Consider the following 16,606-nt stretch of genomic DNA (forward strand, 5'->3'; position numbering starts at 1 on the left):
GGCAAGCTGCGCCTGCTCCTCCGGGGTGGCCGGCCGACCCTCGGCCTCAAGGGCCTGGATCAGTTCGATGGCGCGCAGGTTATCCTGCGCCTTCTGCTTCGGGCCGCGGGTTTCCTGGAGCCCGCCGGGCTCTACGGTAAAGTTCTGTGGATCTCGTCCGGGTCGCTCTCGAAGTCGATGAACGTCTCGCGCACGATCTCCTCGGCCTCCCGGTGATGCGGCTCCTTCACCACCCCGTCCGGGTACTTCGGCGCGTTGGCCGTCAGTTCTCGGTACATGGCGTGCGCCTGTTTCGACACCTCGCTCAGATGCTCCTCCATCGTTCCGGAGCGCATCAGCTCGCGGTAAATCTGCGGCGCCCGCTCCTGCATCGCCCGCAGATACGGCATCTTGATCTCCATGGCCCTGCCCCTCTTGCAGATCCCGCGCAAAGCGCAGGACGTAAGGCTTGATTCCCGTCCCGAAATTATCGAGTACCGCGCGGATGAACGCACGCAGATCCTTCCCGGCGGCCTGGAAGTCGCGGAGCATCGCCTGAAAGTGCGGCTTGGCCTGCTGGTAGGTGTTCTCATCGAAGGACAGCCCCGAACTCAGCCGCCCGGCCTTGGTCCCGAACAGCGCGGCAAGCCCCGCCACCGCCTCCTGCCCGGCGCTGGAGAGGTTTCCGCCCATGCTCTTGGCGATCTCCGCGGCCGTGCGCTCGACCGACTCCTGCTGCTCGGCGCGGGCCTGTTGCTTGCGCGGGCGCTTCTTACCATCGGGCTTCTCGGCCGTCTTGGCCCGGGCCCCCTGGGGGCGCTCGGTCTGTGCGGCACCACGCTCGGCGGCCACCTCATCGAACAGCGCCGATAGCTCGGCCTCGTCCATCCCGGCAAGCTGACCGGCCAGGGAGTCGGCGGGCTCGGCGGTCTGATCGCTGCGCACCCACGCCTTGAACCCCTCCAGGTCCATCGCCTCGATAGACCCAAGCCCCTGCCAGCCCGGCTCGTAGTTCGCCAGGTAGCCCTCACGGGCGGCCTGCTCGTTCGGGTAGCCGAGCATGACCTTGTGCTCGTCGAAGGCGCCGCTCTGCGGGTCCACCTGGTTGACGATGAACACCGGCAGGCTCGGATCCTCGGCCTGTCGCCCGAGGAAGACATCGACGTGATCGCCGTCCGCACCCTCGCTGCGCCGGATATAGCCGTAGTGGTCGGCCATGGTGGTTTCCCACCGGGTGCCGTCGGCGGCCGTGCCGCTGCGCGTCGAGCCGCGGGGGTTCTCAATGCTGATCTCCAGACCGTGCAGCGATACCTGGCCCTTGCGGTAGTTGCCGGCCTCGGCCTGGGCCTCGCTCGGGGCGGTCTCGGTTTCGGCGGCCGCCTGATCGACCCGCGAAGGCGACTCCTGCTCCAGTTGCCGGGCAAGCGCCTCCACGTCGCTCTCGCGTAGGACATGGGGGGCGGCCAGCCCCTTGCGCGCCTCCAGGCCCGCGCGCCGGGCGAGTTGGACGCGCTCGCTCGGGCGCATCTGCTCCAGGCGCGTGCGCGGGGAGTCCTCGCTGTGATCGCGCTCGATGAGCGGGCGCAGTCGCTCCAGGGTGGATGCGCTGATCTGCTCATGCCCTTGGCGACTGGTCCACTCCGGGTCCGCCTCCCCGGCCTCCTCGGCAATGCGCTGGCGCTGGTAATTCTCCATGCGCCGCCACCGCGCGCGCAGCCAGCCCCCCTCGGCCTCCTGTGTCTCGCGCTCCAGGGACTCGGTATCCCGGTCCTGGGTGTCGCGGCGCACCTCCTCGATGATCTGCTGCTTGAGTTCCCGGGCCTGCTCTTGGGCGCGGGGGCTCATGTTGGAGAGGAGTTTGCGCCCATGCTCGTCCGTAAAGCTCCCGCGGTCGGCGACGTACAGCGCCAATTCAAGCTCGCGGCGGACCTGCGGATCCCCGGCACGCTCCATCTGCTCACGCAAACGGCGCGCGGCCTCCCGCCTGATCGCCTTTTTGCGCCGGCCGGATTCGTGGCCCCGGTCGTATTCCATCAGGCGCTCGGCATCGAGGGCCTGCTCCTCCTGTTGCCGCTGGCGCTCCTGCTCGCGCTCGGCGGCCTGTTCCCGGCTGCGCTCACGCTCGGCACGGACATCGGAGAGGTCTTCGTAGGCGGCCCACGCCTTGGCGGGAACATCGAGCCCGAACTCACGGGCAGCGAGCACCCGGCGCAAGTGGGCCGGGATCTCGCCAATCTCTCCGCCGTCGAAGTACCCGGCGGCGACCTCACGGTTCAGGTTGTAGCTATCCTGGACGTTCTGATCGTCGCGGGCCTCCAGGAACTCCTCCAGGCCCTTCTGCCAGTCGTAGACCCCGGTGTTGCCGGTGTCGTGAAGCAGGGAGCGGACCTTCTTCGGGAAAGCGCCGGGATGCTGCCGGATTAGACCCTGCTCCCAGGCGTCCGCCACGCTCAGTTTGCCGGCATCGTAGCGCCGGGCGATCTCTGCGCGCTCGGTGAGGGCCGAATCCGGGTTCTCGCGGCGCCACTGCTTCACGCGCTCGCGGATCTCGGCCACCCGGCCGTTCTTGGCCAGGCCCAGGGGCGCGAGGATCTGCTCCTTGATCGTCTTGCCGGTGAGCCGGTCCACCCCCTCGTCGATCCGACGCGCCGCCTCCAGGGCCTTCTCTGCGCGCTTGCGGGCATCCCCCTTCGACTCGTTCGAGCGCGGCAGCGGGGCGCCGAGTGCGCGAAGGATATGCCGGGGCTGCTGCTCATCAATGGCCGCGGCCTGCGCCTCATCCCGGGTCCGGGTGAACGCATCCTCGTTGAGCACGATCAGGGTGCGCGGGAGTCCTTCGGAACGGATCAGGTTGTAGACATCCAGCGAGCCCTCCACCGTCTCGAAACCGCGCTCGGGGAAGGCGATGGCGTCGTAGCCCTGCTCCTGCGCCTGGTCGATCACCTTCTGCGCACGGTCCCGGCCACGGGGCATCCGCTCGACCTGCATCACGCGGGCATCCGGGTCCAGGCGGAAGGTCAGCACCGAGCCGCGTGCGTCATCGGGCGGCATCCGCGAGGCTTGCAACTCCCGCTTGTTCTCGGCCCACTGGCCGAACAGTTCGGCGGCCCGGCGGCTCTCGGTCAGGTAGAAGTGATCGCCCTGGTCAAAGGCGTTCATGCCGACGCCGGAACCGGAGCGCGCGGCGTCGAAGCGGTCGAAGTCGATACCGGCGGCGGTGCCGTGGTACAGGTCACCATCGAGGCCCAGGGCCCTCGCCGTGTCCTCGGCGCCCTGCGCTGCCGCGGGCTCGGCGGCCGTCTGCTCGGCGGCCTCCACCGGCTGCTGGCGCTCGGCGGGGAGAGGGCGCGCACCCGAGTCGATGATCTCCTCACCGGCCTGGTTGACGTACACCCCGTCCTCGTCCTCCAGGGCGCGGACCAGTTCGCCGTCGGACGCCTCGTGGGTCGGCGTGAAGGGCTCGCTCGGGGTGGTCGCGGCCGGCTCCGCGGCGGGCTGGGGCTCCGGCGTCGGCTCGGCCACGGCCTCCGGGGACGGCTCGGTGGCGGCCTCGGCCGGGGCGGCGGTCTGCGCGCTCGGCTCGGCCTGCGGGGGGCGAAGCGCCCAGGCGCCCTCGCCCACTTGCTCCGGGGTGTGATCGGAGAGTTTGCGGCTGCGCGCGGCGGCACGGGCGGCGGCCTGCGTCGGGTACGGGCTGCCATCGGCCTTGTAGACCAGTTCCGGGGCGGCCGGGGCGTCAGCGATGTCGGTCTGCGCCTGCGAGCCATCGAACAGCGCCCCCTCGCCGGCGCCGGCCGGGACGTGGCCGGCCTCACCGCCGGATAGGCGCTCATCAACGGCGCGCTGCTCGTCGTGAAGGCGCTGCTGCTCCGGCGTGGCGCCCCCGATCATGTCGCCCTGCGTCGGGGTGGGAGTCTAGGCCCGGGCCTCGCGCTGCTCGGGCACGGCCTGGCCCAACAGGTCGGTCTGCCCCTCGGCAACCGGCCCCGGGGGCTGCTGCTCCTGCGCCGGTTCCTGCGCTGGCGCCTCGCCCTGCGTTTGCTGGAGAAGCGAGCGGCGAAGCTCGGGGTCGGTGTGCCAGCGCTGCCACCGCTCGCGCTCGGCCTCCAGGGAGCGCAGCCGCTCGCGGGCGCCGGTTTCATCCTGCACGTCGATTCCCAGCTCGCGGGCGCGCTGCGGGTTCTTCGACGGGTTGCGCAGAAGCCGGATGTCCTCGCTGATCTCCCGCTGCCGCGCGGCGGCCTTCTTCGCCAGTTCCTCGGCCTGGCGCATGGCCGAGTCATCGAGCCCGAACAGATCCACCTGCTCGGGCCCGCGGCCCTCGGCGCCCATCGCCTGCACCGCCTGCATCATGGCGGTGGCCGTCTCGATGCTCTCCCCGCGCTGGATGCGCTCGATGCCGAGCGCCTGCAGCCGCTCGTCGTTGGGTGCTGCCCGGGCTACCGCTGCCGCTTGCCGGTCCCCGATATGCTCACTCTGGTGTAGTTGATAAAGGGTTTCCGATCCTTGGGACGCGATGGCGAATCCATCTCGGCCCTTAGCGCGTTCGAGTAAGCCTCGGCGTTGCGCTTGCGCCTCATCCGTTCCGCGTTGCTTGAAGTACGCCGCATAGTCGGCAACCTCCCCTTGTCCGTCGCGGATGTTCATTTCCGCATCCGCGACCATGGCATCCTCGCGCGTGAAGCCGTCGGCCTCGCGCACGACCTGTGCCGGAATGGTCTGCTCACCGGTGCGCCGAGCCAGATCCAGCCGGTGCCGCCCGGTAATCACCTCCTGGCGGCCGTCCTCACGCTCCCATACCAGGATCGGCGCCGTGCCCAGGCGCTCGTACTGACCGCCCAGGGGCTCGACCACCCCCGATTCATCCGCCCCGCGCTTGAACTGTGGCACGTCGTGCGAAAGCTGGAGTTGCGCGACCGGCACCTCCTGCATCGGGAACTCCACCCCGATCTCATCGGCGGCCATCGACGGCTCGGCGTGCGGCGCCTGCTGCGCGGGCTCCTCGCCCTCGGCAACCGGGTCCGCGTAGGTGCCCGTCCGGGCCACCCAGCCCGCCTCGTACTCGGTCGGCTGCTCTTGCTCCAGCGGCGTGTCCGCCTGGCTGTACGCATCATCCTCCGGCTGCACACGCTCGAATCGCTCGGACGCGGCCGTGGGCGACTGCTCCTCCTGGCCGTAGAGCGAATCGAGCGGGGCATCCTGCTCGGTGTCACGGGTGGCCGACGGGGCGCGCGCACCGCGGCGCTGGAGCGGGAACAGGAGCGCCTGGAGGGCGGCGGCGCCAACGGCCGCCGTCTCGCCGCGCTCGGGCACCTCGTCCCAAATGGGGTGGTCCTCGTCGTACTCACGGCGCAGAAGGTTCTGCAACAGCGCGCCGGCATTCTCGACGGTGTACTCGGTCACGCCGGCCTCAGCCATGCGGCGCAACAGATAGGCGCTGGCCGACGGGCGCATCGGCTCCGGGATCTGACGCAGGATCGGCCCCAGGGAGAGGATCTGCACGATACCCGGCAGACGGCCCTCCGCGGAAAGCTCCAGGGCGTACTCATCGTCAATGCCCAGCTCGGCCGCCCGCTCCGGGTTCTCCTCCATGAACTGCTTGACGTTCTGATACGCCTCGGACTGACCGGCCGCCTGCGCCGAGAGCGCCGGGGCGACGTACTGCGCCCCACCCCGGGTCATGCCCGCGCCCCTGCCCACCACGGCCAGGCCGGCATAGAACGCCAGCGAACCACCACCCTCGGCCGCCTGCTGCACGAAGCTCTGCTCATAGGCCGGGTGCGGCGCCAGGCGGTCCCGAACCCCCTCGGAGAAGTAGGAGCCGAGCCGATACAGCCCGCCTTCCTCCACCGGGCGATTCGGGCCAACACCCCGGCGATGTTCCATCCGGTCCACATCAAGCTGAAAGCCCTTAAGCGTTTCGCCCAAGGCGCCCGTGGCACCACGGGCCACGGCCTTCGGCGCCTCGACCAGATGGCCGGCGACGGTGCGCTCGGCGGCATGGCGCTCGGCCACGGCCTTGCGATGCACCGACTCATCCAGGCCACGCATCAGGTCCGACCAGTCCTCGGGGCCGCTCGGCTGCGCGGTGGGCTCGGGCTGCAGTGACGGCTCCGGGGTGGCTGCCTGGGCGGGAGCCGGCTCCTGGCGGGGTGCTATCGGGGCGCCGGCGGTCACCGGCTGCGGCAGCTTCGCCAGCGTCCCCTCCACCTCGGCGGGATCGACGCCAAGACGGGTGATCTGCTGCCGGATCTGTGTCGGGCTCAGGCCCTCCTCGGCCAAGCGCGTGACCAGGCGGGATTTGCGCTCCGGGGACCAGCGTGGGACTTGAGCACGGATCCGCTCAAACGTGCGCTGGCTATCCTGCGCCGCCATGACAGCTCTGCCGTCCAGGGCACGCTCCTGGTCCGTGAGCCCCTGATTCTTCCACCCGCCCTCGAGCTGCACCATGCTTACTCGGCCCTCTCCATTGTCCGGCGTGCCAATTCACGCAACCGGCGCATCAGCGCCGCATCGACCTGATCCTCATGCTCCAGCGCCCAGCGGATCGTCTTGCCCAGGGCATCCCGGCTCGGGGTCCGCCCCTGAACGACCTCCTCGATGGTCGCCGCCACATCCTCCGGCGGGGCCTCGGCCCGGCGCTGGAACAGCCCGGCGACGTTCTGACGAACGCCCTCGACGGTCTCGTAACCCCGCCACCAGGCATCGCCGGCCTTGCCGATGCCTTCGCGCAGCCCAGCGGTATTCCGCTGGTACATACCGTCGGGGTCGGTGTAGTAGTCCCGGGCCGTTTGCATGGAATCGCCCACCGCATCGAGCGCCCGATTCCGAGCCTGGACGGCGGCGCTGTCGTTGACCCGCACCGGGTTATTGGAGATTGTCTCAGGGCGTTCGAGACCCATCCCCAACTGATCCCGCGGCAAGATGGGCCCGCCGGCCATGCCCTCGCCGAACGAAAGCCCCGTGCGCTGATCCCGGTAGGGGAGCGCGTCGGCCGCGCCCGGTCCTTGCTCCGCCTGCTGCCCGGCGAACATCTGCTGCCCGCCGGGGGTCATCTGCTGACCGGGGGCCTGCCGGCCCGCGCCCTGGCCGGCGTACATTTGGGCCAGTTCCGCGCGCAGACGCTCGGCCTCCTGCGCCTGAATCTGCTGCGCGCGGGCTTGTACCGCTTCTTCATCCACATGGCGCCGGCTCATGCGCCCCTCGCCGGCTTCCTTGCGCTCCTGGTCGATCTGCTCGGCGGCTGCCTCCATCGCGCGTTGCGGGTGCAAAAGTGGGTAGTCGCCGGAGAAGGCCAGCCGGGCTGCGGCGTTGCCAACCTCGTGCGGAGGCATCAGGTGCCCGGCCTCGGCCTCCTGGCGGTAGACGTTTAGCGCCGCATCCCGCGCCCAGCTCTCGACATGGGCCACGTTCGGGTCGCCGATGAACTCCTCGCCTACCTGGCGGCGGACGTAGTTGTTCACCTGCTGGCCGAGGGTGTCGTAGATCCGGTTGTAGTCGGTGCTGCCCGGGGTCAGGTCCAGCCCGGCGCCGCCGGCGCCCGTGCCCGAAGCCCCGGGTGCGTCGAGTTGGTAGAGCCGCCCATCCGGGCCACGCTGCACCCAGCCAAGCTCCTCGTGGCGCATCGGCTCGCTGAACTGCGAGCCCTGGCTCATCATTTCCCGGTGATCGGCCACCGGATCCCCGGTGCGCTTATCGAAGTACACCCCTTCGCGCCACTCCAGGTCCGGCTCCGGGGCCTCGATCCCGGCAAAGCGCGCCACGTCCTCGGGCCGGAAGCCCAGCACCTGATCCTCGGCCTGCGCCGAGGGCTGCCCATCCTGCGTCCACAGCCCGGCAGTGCCGGTGTGCTCGGAGCCGATCAGAAGCGACCACTCGCCATCGTCGGACACCTGCGCCGCGCCAATCGGGTGGCGCTTCTCGTTCAGGTGCAACGCCGCGCGGAAGACCTCCGGGTTCTGCTGGACGATCCGCGTAGCCATCGCCTCGTCGCCGGATTGCATCGCGCCGTAGAAGTCCCGAGCGGTGCGCTGCATCTGCGCCCGCTGGTGCTCGGCCATCTGCTGATCGTGGACCTGCTGCGCGCGCTCATTCTGCGCCCGTCGCAGACCAGCGATCTCGCGCTGGTTACGAAGCTGCGCGCCGGTGCTCACCCCCTGGGTCAGCCCTTGGGCCATGCCGCCGAAGAATCCAGCCATGATCGCGTTCCTCTATTGGTACTGCTGCTGCCAGGGGGAGAGCCCAAACCCGGTGGAGGGCGTGCCGTGGACGTGGGTGGCGACTTGCGCGTTGTTCGTCGGGTCGGGGCGCCACAGCCCGGCGGTATTGCCCGAGGCCGGGGCTGCCGTCGGTGCGGCGCTGGGGGTGTACTGGAAGGTTGGTCCACCGCCGCCACCGCCCATCGCGCCGCCGCCAATCGACGCGCCCGCCATGGCGCCCGCCGGCCCACCGATCATGGCGCCTGCGACACCGCCTACGACCGTGCCGATCATCTGTCCGGTGCCCGCGGCCCGCGCGTCCGCCGCGCCTGCCTCCGCCTGGTGCATCGCCGCCGTGTTCTGCTTCGTACTCACCCGCCCGGCATGGGCTGCGTCCGTGGCCGAGTGCGCCAGCGAGAAACGGTGCGAGCCCATGCTCATCGCCCCACCGCGCAGCGCATCGGTACGCGCCTGCGCCCGCTGGTGCTCGGCCCGACGCGCATGGTTGACGGTGCCGGCGGTGGCCGTCGCCTCGGCAAGCCCCGCCCGCCGGTCCATGCCCTGAAAGCGCCCGGAACTCGGGTCGATGCCGAAAGCGGCCATGCGCCGGCGCTCATCCTCGCGCTGGCGCTCGAACTGCTGCGAGACATCGGCCGCGGCCCGATCCGTGACGCCTGCGTAGTCGGCATGGGCGCCACGCTCGGCCTCGGCGATCATCCGGCTTTCCAGATCGCCGTAGAGGTCGTTGTACTCATCCATCTGCCCCTGGGCCCACTTGAGCCGCTGGGCAGCCAGCTTGTTGGCTTGCTCCTGGGCCTCGCGCATCCGCCGCCGCTCACGCCGGGCCGCGCTGCGTCCTCCGCTCATGCTGTCACCTCGATTGGTTCAACCCGGCCGGGCTGGATCAGGTAGAACGCCCCGTCGCAATGGACGATGGCGGAATCGTGCGTGTATCGGTGGACCTGGACCATCGGCGCCTCGTGAACCGCTGCCCACTCGTTGTAGAGCGCCGCCCCGCGCAAGGCGCCCCCGGCATGGATCAGCCTACACAGCGCGCCGAGCATGATCCCCAAGGGTCCGTCGAGCCCCGAGGCCGCTCGCATCCAACGCTCCAGGCGCCAGGGCCAGTCCTGGATATTGAGCGCGGTGTAGACCTCGCCCTCGTGCTCGTAGAGCCGCTGCATCCCGCTCTTGGCGGCCATGTGCAGCGTCGGGCGGTTGTCCGCCTCGACCTTGCCAAGCAGCCGCGAGTAGCCCAGGGCGCCGAAGGCGTGCGCTTGCCCCAGGCGCACCGCCTCGGCCTTGTCCGAGCAGCGGCGGGTGAGCAGGTTGTGAACCTGCGCACTGGAATCGCTGATCCGGTCGATGGCGAAAATGCCGGTAATCTCACCACCCTCGTAGACCCCCAGCACCGTGGTCGCCGGGTCGCTCAGGTAGGCGTCCCAAGCACTGCCTTGGCCGCACCGGCCCGCGACCTCGGGGCTGTCCATGATTTTCTGTATGCGCCGTGGGTCCGTTGCTTCATAAACGGATTGGGTCAAGATCGTTTCCCTCAAAAGCGCGCGCGCTTATCGTTTCAGCCCCGTCGCCGTCATCGTGCCGCCCCGATTTTCAAAGGCCATATTCGAGCCCGTATACCGGGCCTGGACCGTATAGGTATTCGTCCCGGTTCCCGGGCTTTGATCGAGGTACGAAAGGCTCATTGGACCCAACCCCTGCGAGAAGATATACAGGTAGCCAAGGGAGTGGGCCCACGTCACATAACTGCCGACGTTGCCCCAGCTATGCACCGTGCTCCCGTTTTTCAAAAGGCGGGCCTGCACGCGGCCTATGCTGGTGCTTCCCTGGCTGAATGAGACATACCATTGGCTGCTATCTACAGGAATGTCCGCGCCGAATAACATGGCCATCACGTCAATACGCGCCGGCTGCCCCTCGGAATTGAGATTCACACTGCCGAGTTCGCGCCAGGAAGTGCTCAGGTTCCTTGAGGTCAGATTGGAACCCCGCGTAATAACGACATTGTTGCCGCCGAGGGTGAGGATATTATCAATATCCGCCGAGGTTGCATGGATATTGCCCCGAAAATACCCATTCATAAACTCGGCGGTACCGTCACGCCGGATCCTGAAACCGGAGTTTCCGGGCGCGAAGTTGTCGCTCTGGATGGCGTTCTCAACGCCAAGATCCCATACGTTCAGGTCGCCGATGTACGCCTCGGTCGCCTCCAGGGAATCGGCAGCGATCTGATCGACCGCCGCCTGCTTGATCTGCGCGTAGCTGATCGAGGCATCCTTGATGACGGCCTCGTTCAAATAGACCGTCCCGCCGTCCACGACGAAGGGGAAGACCTTGCCCTCCTGGGTGTAGTCCACCGATGGGTGACCGAGCCATAGGCGGTCCACGTTGAGCCCGAAGGTCACCGCATCACCGTCGGCCTCCAGGCCGATGCCACCGACCACCGGCGTACCGTCGTTGGTGGTCTGGAGGCGAAGCGTCCACTGCGCGTTCACGTCCTCGCCGTCCACAGTGACCTTGGCCCGCTCCTCGATGGCCGCCTGGTTCTCGCCGACGCTGGCTGAAACCTGCGTGATGTCCTGGGCTAGCGCCTCATCGGCCTCAATCCGCTCCTCTCGCTCATGGGCCACCCTGGCGTTGACCGAACCATCCATGTCGCCGTCGATCAGGTCGATGCGCTGGTTCAGGCTGTCGTAAAGCTGGGACTCGGTGATCTCGCCGGTGAGTTGCTCCAGGAAGTAGTCGGCGTCTCGGGCCGTCTCGGCCTGGCGCGACTGCGAGAACGGGCCCCGGACCCCGGCGAGGGAGACGTTGCGGGCCCAATAGTAGCCACTCCAGCTACTTCCCACGACATCCGTGTGGATGCGCGCGAACTGCACCCCGACCATGACCGCCTGGCCGATGTCGGCGACCTGCGCACGCCAGATTTCAACGTGGGAGTGGTTGCTGTACTGCGGCCGCCCCCAGGTGAGAATGACGCGGGTAAACGCGGCCTGCGCCTGGAAGTCAGCCACCCGCGGCGGCGTGGTGACGTTCGGCGGCGGCTCGACCGGCTCCAGGGTGCCGCCGACGCCAACACCGGCGCGCAGCCCCTCCTTGAGTTTGGCGAGCCCCATCTCCACCAGGTCACGCCGGGTCAGCTTGGCATCGAGCGGGTCGCCCCGCTGGCCCTCGCCAAGCTCGATGACCTGCTTCACCGCGTCAAGAAACTGGCGCTCGGCTGGGCTGGCGTCGGTGGGCACGCTGGGAAGCTGGGTGGTGCGGGTCGGCTTGCTCATTGCGCCAGCGCCTCCATGCTATCCCCGAAGGCGACCTCATCCACCGTGTCGGTGCCGGTGACCTCCCACTCGAAGGATCGAGCCAGGTATCCCCCCGGCAAGGGGAAGGGGTCGGGGTCGGTGACCGTATGCTCGTGGACCGGCTCGCCGTCGGCGAACAGGCGAAAGGTGGTGTTCTCGTAGCTGGCCGCGATCACCTGCGCGGCACCGGCGTTGGCCGGCAGCGGGACCGGGAACTGCGGCGAGCGGTAGTGCATCGGCATCCGCGCATCGGCGCTGTCCCAGCGCTGGATCATCCCCTCGGGGTCGAGGAGGTAGAGCCCGTCATCGAGCGGGTCGCGGTGCCCGGCGATGGCCTCCAGGTCCAGGTCGATGAAGCCAAGCTCCGGTTGCCGGGGGTCGAAGATGAACCCGCCGCCGTCGTAGAAGCCGACGTAGCGCCCGCCCCACTCGAAGGCGCGGATCGTCTCGGGCTTGTACGCTGCCCACTCGCGCTCGGTGATGTGCTGATGGGTCAGCAGTTCGGCGCCACGGGTGCTGATCTGCACCAGGCCGGCCGGGGAGGCGTAGACGCAGGCGTAGCCGAACGAGACCATCGACGCCGGCGAGGCGCACGACTCGTTGACCTCCAGGCGCCGGGCCTGGAGCGCGCGCGGGTCGGAGCCGGTGACAAGATACGGCCGCCCGGCCGTGGCCACGGCAATGGAGACATCGAACACCCCAAGCGCGGTGATCGGCTCGTCCAGACTCAGGCTGTATTGCTCGGGCCAGGCGTGCGGGCGGTACGGCTCGCTGGCGTAGAGCCGGTTGTCGGTGAACCCGAGCATGAATCCGCCCGGGTGCGTGTCGAACCCGCGCAGCCCCTTCGGCGGCGGATCCCAGGCCGTGCTCTCCAGCGCCGTACCCAGGACCGTGCTCCGCACCGTGTCGGTGAAGCTCTGATCGGAGAGTTCCACCTCGGCGACGAAGCGAAACTCCGCCCCCTGGTTGCCGGAGGCCGTGCGGTAGATGCGCCGGCGCTCGATCAGCCGCCCGGCGCCCTCATCGACCGAGAGCGGCGGAAGCTCGATCTCCACCGCCTGCGTCACACCGACCGTGATCTGCACCGGGTCCGGTGTCGGCGGCCCCTCCTCGCCAAGCTCGGTGACCAGGGTGTGCGTGTAAAAGCGCACCTCCTGCCACTCCTCCGGGTAGAAGGGGCGGAACGTGCCGGAGACGAACGCGCTGTAGGCCACGTTCTCGGCGTCGGTGTTGTTGAGCGTGAAGGTGGTCTCATCGACGACCCGGATTTGAAAGCCGTCGAGGTGGTTCAGGTACTCGGCCAGGTGGTTCTCGCCCTCCTCCTCATCCGGGCTCTGCGCCTCGATGTCAAAGCGCACCACCTCGCCGTCCTCTAGGCCGTGCTCGCCATCCGTGACCACCCGGATCGGCCACTCCCGGTGAATGGCGTCGATGGTTACGCTTTGCGGCTCGACGGCGCTGACGGCAAGCTCATTGCTCGGCGCGGGCACGCCCAGCCGGTAGCTCGTCACCGGGTACCGCTCACCACCCTGGTAAACCGCCGGCGTGTAGGTGTAACGCGGCTCGTTATAGCGCGGATCACCAGCGAAGTAGATCCGCTGCCATACGTCGTCGTTGAGCGGGCCGGGGGCAACGTCCACTTGCCCCGGGAAGCGCAGCCAGTAGTCGTTGCCGTCAATGCGCCAGCGGTAGATCGTCCCGACCGTGTGGCCATCCAGGTCCACCAGCTCCACCGGCTCGGGCTCGCGCAGGGGACGCAGCGCGCCGCTGTCGAAGTCGCAGTTGCGCGCCGCCTGGGCCTGCCCCTCCTCCAGCAAACGAGCCGAGCGCCGCGGCCAGGAGCCCCGGAAGAACCGTGTGCGATGGTGCATGGTGATCCCTCTTAGAACCGGCTCGGCGCCGTGCGGATCGGGTCGGTGGTGAAGTTGCGGGCCCGCTCAAGCTGGAAGCGCGATAGGTGATCGCGGTAGACCGAGCGGTAGTGCATCCCGAGTTCCGGGGCGCTCCACTCCACCCCGGGCATGACCAGCAGCCGGGCCTTGGCCCCCGCGGCAACGGCCTCCGCTCCCTTCGCCAGCAGCCACTCGGGCACCTCGTTCGCCTGCTCGGCCAGACCCAGCAGCACGTCGGCGCTGTGCGCCGGCTCGTCGCCCTCGGGCTCGACGCGCTTGGGCGGGGAGAAGCGGGCCGGAATGACCTCGCCTTCCGCGTCCCGGGCGTGGACCAGGGCCAGCGCCACCGAGCCCTCCAGGGGCTCGAACTCGTAGCCCCCATCCTCGGCCGGGGTCAGCGTCAGTCGGACCTGCCACCCCCGGCCATCGCGCAGCCACTCGTTGAGCGCATGGCGCACCGCGTTCAGCGCCACGACCTTGGGGCAGCCGGGCGCCTCGGGCAGCACGTCCCGCAGTAGCGTGTCGATCTTCTCCATGGGGAACCCCGGTCAGTTGGTGACGGTCGCGGGCCGGTAGATGAAGCCGTACAGGTAGGCGACCCGAGCCGTGGCCCGGGTATGGGCGCGGCCCCGGGCGGTGACCGCCGCCCCCAGAGCCTCCAGTTGGGCGCTGGCCTGGCCCCATGTATGCGCTCGACCCGTAGCGGATGCGTGGTGGAACCGGGCGAATAGGTCAGCATTGGCACGGGCGACCGTCTGCGCCCGGCCCGTGGCAGAAACAGGCAGTAATCGCGGCTCGGTGAGTTCCGCAGCCGCCTGGGCGCCGGTCTGCGATACCCCGCGGGCGGAAACATCATGGAACGGGACGGCCTCCAACACCCGCAAGGCCAGACCCTCCGAAGTCAGGTACACAAGGCCGTCGGCATCGGTGTAAGTCACATAGCTCATTCCCGCGCCTCCCCCTCAACCCGGCACGCGGCAGCGCTAGTCATCAAGCAGCCCTGCTGCTGCGGCGTGCGCGGCGATCCGCTCGGCAGATAGCGCGTAGTCGTAGACCGCGGGAGAGGCCAGGAGGCCGTTGAAACCACCCCTAATACCGCCCCAGAAGGGGTCTTCATCGGCCAATCCCGTCTCGCCGCCAACGGCAAGCCCCGCTATGTCCTCACTCGGCCGAAACATAGAAACCGCCGAGGAGTTGACCGCTGACTCAACCCCGTTGACGTATATACGCATGACGCCTGAATCGTAAACGGCGGCAACATGCAACCACGTCTCTTTGGGCACGGAGTCAACCTGCGCCCAGGACTCGGTACCGCCCGGGCCACTGTTGATCTGGAACCGAAGGTGGGCGTCGAAGTCTTGGATTCTAAACAGATACTCAAAATCTGTGTGGCCGTAAGAGCCTTTTCTGAATATGTGTGCTCGGTCGGAAACTCGGTTTGTTCCACCCTCCGGCGACACCCATATAAGCGCCTCCAGCGTGCAAGCCTGTGTGTCGCCGAAACTTAGTGCCGGGGAGTCGGGCACCACGATTCGGCTTGCATCCTCGGTCGCCTCAACCGCGGAAAGCCCAAGCGGGGCTTCCTCACCCAGAGTCATTGACTCATAAACGCCGTCATGGTCCCCGTTGTACTCCGCGGCAACATCGCCCGACTCCTCAAGCAGTTGGTAGTAAGCTACCGGCGCGTCAGTGATAACCTCGGCGTGGTAGTCACCAGGTTCGGGTTCGGTCCCCGCCCCTGGTTGCGGCGCAATGGACCAGCTCATGTCCGTCACGTCGAGCCACACATCGGGGTAGGACCAGTTAAGCGGCTCCACCTCTCCAACCCAGGTACCTCCCGCAAAACCGGAAGGGCGCAGGGCGTCAGCGTCGTCGCCGTGGGCTACTAGGAACATCGCTTCGGCACCGGGTTCTACCGGCTCTACGCTCCCGGTATCGCTGCCGACCCAATCGTTGCCCACAAAATTGTTCGTGGACTGGTAATCGACCGTCGCCCCGGTAGTGGTCGTCGGTTGCCCCAGGAAGTTCCCTTGCTCGATGACCCGCGAAACCTCATCAAGCTGGATGCTCCCGAAGTGGTTGCCCGAAATAACCACGTCAGAAATAGAGCCGTTTCCTTCGGCGTCAATTACAACATCAGTGTTGAATACGCCTTCGCAGACGTTATCGACAATTCTGTGCTGGCCGCGTTCTCCGTTGCTACGGTTGTAGATGTAGATTGCCGTGGGCACGTTCTTGAAATAGTTGCCCCGGATGAGCACTTGATCGTAGTCACGGAAGTCGAGGATTTCTCTGTTTCCGTGGGAATACTCGCTGTCGTGCTCGAAGTGGCACCTTTCTACGATGATATTCTCGTGGGAGCGCCCGTCGCTCTGGCTGTGCGTGCCGATAGCGCAATTCGTGTTCCAAAACACGCACCCGACTATATGAACGTCGTGGTTGGTGGTGTCGTCGTAAGGGCTGGGGTACATGGTCTTATAGACCGTCTGGTTAAAAGCCCCATCAAGCTGTATAGCCTCCGTCCCGCTGGACGGGTTCACCATCGTGTCGAAAACCACCCGCTCGATACGGACGTGGCGGGATGAGTTAACTTCGATATGGTGTCGGTTGTTGTCCTTGATTACGGTATCGTGGATATAGACGTTGGTCGCCTGTCCGATGTTGATACAGGTGTTGTTCCCCGACGTAGCCGGAGCGTTACCGTCCCACGTTCCGCCGCAAATCTCTATGTTGAAGGCGCCTCGGGAGTTGCCCTCGCCGTTCGTGTAGTTGGTGATCCAGCCGTTCCCAACATCGTCCGCCATGCGGACCATCACTGCATCGGGAGCCAGTTTGAGACGGCAGTTGCTCGGAATGAAGTAGTTGTAATACTCCTTCTTGAGCCAGGTGTTTGAGCCCTCGATAGTCCCATCGGACTCATCGTAAAGCCCGTAGTATGCGTAGATTCCGCTCGGGACGAACACCTCGCCGCCGCCGTTATCTCTCACCGAATCGAGGGCGGCTTGGATGGCCGGTCCGTCGTCCGCAACGCCATCGCCGACCGCGCCGAAGTCCTTGACGTTGACGGCGTAATCAGGAACCTCTACCCAATTCCCGTCTCGCCGGAACCGCTCTCGGACAAAGCCAACCGTCTCGTCCAGTTCGTTTCCTGTCCACTGACCTTGGTAGCTCATTCCTCTGCCCTCAATTCAAACCTCCGCGTCCACCGAACCCGCCCGCG

Annotated in this window: 10 protein-coding genes and 1 pseudogene; all 11 read right to left on the minus strand. The window is 67.6% G+C overall.

Features of this window, described 5'->3' with window-relative positions:
• Positions 1 to 131 precede the first annotated feature (131 nt).
• A complete protein-coding gene (locus LRG07_RS14040; protein ID WP_370641500.1) occupies positions 132 to 572 on the minus strand; it encodes a TnpV protein in 441 nt (146 codons plus the stop codon).
• A 361-nt stretch (positions 573 to 933) separates the two neighbouring features.
• Positions 934 to 3,870 (minus strand): annotated as a pseudogene (locus tag LRG07_RS14045) (hypothetical protein); the annotation flags it as partial.
• Between the two features lie 24 nt (positions 3,871 to 3,894).
• Positions 3,895 to 6,429, minus strand: a complete 2,535-nt coding sequence (locus tag LRG07_RS05080; protein WP_238641915.1) for a hypothetical protein — start codon at positions 6,427 to 6,429, stop codon at positions 3,895 to 3,897.
• 2 nt (positions 6,430 to 6,431) lie between these two features.
• Positions 6,432 to 8,177: a hypothetical protein gene (locus LRG07_RS05085; RefSeq protein ID WP_238641916.1), complete on the minus strand. Its 1,746-nt coding sequence runs from the start codon at positions 8,175 to 8,177 to the stop codon at positions 6,432 to 6,434.
• A gap of 12 nt (positions 8,178 to 8,189) precedes the next feature.
• The gene (locus LRG07_RS05090; protein ID WP_238641917.1) at positions 8,190 to 9,044 is read right to left on the minus strand and encodes a hypothetical protein; all 855 of its coding nucleotides are present in this window, start codon (positions 9,042 to 9,044) and stop codon (positions 8,190 to 8,192) included.
• Entirely contained in the window at positions 9,041 to 9,667 is a 627-nt protein-coding gene (locus LRG07_RS05095) for a hypothetical protein (RefSeq protein WP_238641918.1), read from the minus strand. Before LRG07_RS05095 ends, LRG07_RS05090 begins: the two co-directional genes overlap by 4 nt.
• Positions 9,668 to 9,745: 78 nt before the next feature.
• A complete protein-coding gene (locus LRG07_RS05100) occupies positions 9,746 to 11,473 on the minus strand; it encodes a DUF1983 domain-containing protein (protein WP_238641919.1) in 1,728 nt (575 codons plus the stop codon).
• Positions 11,470 to 13,365 carry a hypothetical protein gene (locus LRG07_RS05105; protein WP_238641920.1) on the minus strand — a complete coding sequence of 632 codons (1,896 nt, stop codon included), beginning with the start codon at positions 13,363 to 13,365 and terminating at the stop codon, positions 11,470 to 11,472. The genes LRG07_RS05100 and LRG07_RS05105 overlap by 4 nt, the downstream gene beginning before the upstream one ends.
• Positions 13,366 to 13,376: 11 nt before the next feature.
• Complete coding sequence (locus LRG07_RS05110) at positions 13,377 to 13,922, minus strand: hypothetical protein (RefSeq protein ID WP_238641921.1); 546 nt, start codon at positions 13,920 to 13,922, stop codon at positions 13,377 to 13,379.
• Positions 13,923 to 13,934: 12 nt separating this feature from the next.
• A complete protein-coding gene (locus LRG07_RS05115) occupies positions 13,935 to 14,333 on the minus strand; it encodes a hypothetical protein (protein WP_238641922.1) in 399 nt (132 codons plus the stop codon).
• A gap of 36 nt (positions 14,334 to 14,369) precedes the next feature.
• Positions 14,370 to 16,559 (minus strand): LamG-like jellyroll fold domain-containing protein, encoded by a 2,190-nt coding sequence (locus LRG07_RS05120; RefSeq protein ID WP_238641923.1) that lies wholly within the window; start codon positions 16,557 to 16,559, stop codon positions 14,370 to 14,372.
• Positions 16,560 to 16,606 lie beyond the last annotated feature (47 nt).

The sequence above is a fragment of the Halorhodospira sp. 9622 genome, assembly GCF_022228025.1.
Taxonomy (GTDB): domain Bacteria; phylum Pseudomonadota; class Gammaproteobacteria; order Nitrococcales; family Halorhodospiraceae; genus Halorhodospira; species Halorhodospira halophila_A.

Coding starts and splice junctions, on each gene's coding strand:
- LRG07_RS14040 (WP_370641500.1), bottom strand. CDS start 572: ATGAGAACACCTACCAGCAGGCCAAGCCGCACTTTCAGGCGATGCTCC.
- LRG07_RS05080 (WP_238641915.1), bottom strand. CDS start 6,429: ATGGTGCAGCTCGAGGGCGGGTGGAAGAATCAGGGGCTCACGGACCAG.
- LRG07_RS05085 (WP_238641916.1), bottom strand. CDS start 8,177: ATGGCTGGATTCTTCGGCGGCATGGCCCAAGGGCTGACCCAGGGGGTG.
- LRG07_RS05090 (WP_238641917.1), bottom strand. CDS start 9,044: ATGAGCGGAGGACGCAGCGCGGCCCGGCGTGAGCGGCGGCGGATGCGC.
- LRG07_RS05095 (WP_238641918.1), bottom strand. CDS start 9,667: ATGGACAGCCCCGAGGTCGCGGGCCGGTGCGGCCAAGGCAGTGCTTGG.
- LRG07_RS05100 (WP_238641919.1), bottom strand. CDS start 11,473: ATGAGCAAGCCGACCCGCACCACCCAGCTTCCCAGCGTGCCCACCGAC.
- LRG07_RS05105 (WP_238641920.1), bottom strand. CDS start 13,365: ATGCACCATCGCACACGGTTCTTCCGGGGCTCCTGGCCGCGGCGCTCG.
- LRG07_RS05110 (WP_238641921.1), bottom strand. CDS start 13,922: ATGGAGAAGATCGACACGCTACTGCGGGACGTGCTGCCCGAGGCGCCC.
- LRG07_RS05115 (WP_238641922.1), bottom strand. CDS start 14,333: ATGAGCTATGTGACTTACACCGATGCCGACGGCCTTGTGTACCTGACT.
- LRG07_RS05120 (WP_238641923.1), bottom strand. CDS start 16,559: ATGAGCTACCAAGGTCAGTGGACAGGAAACGAACTGGACGAGACGGTT.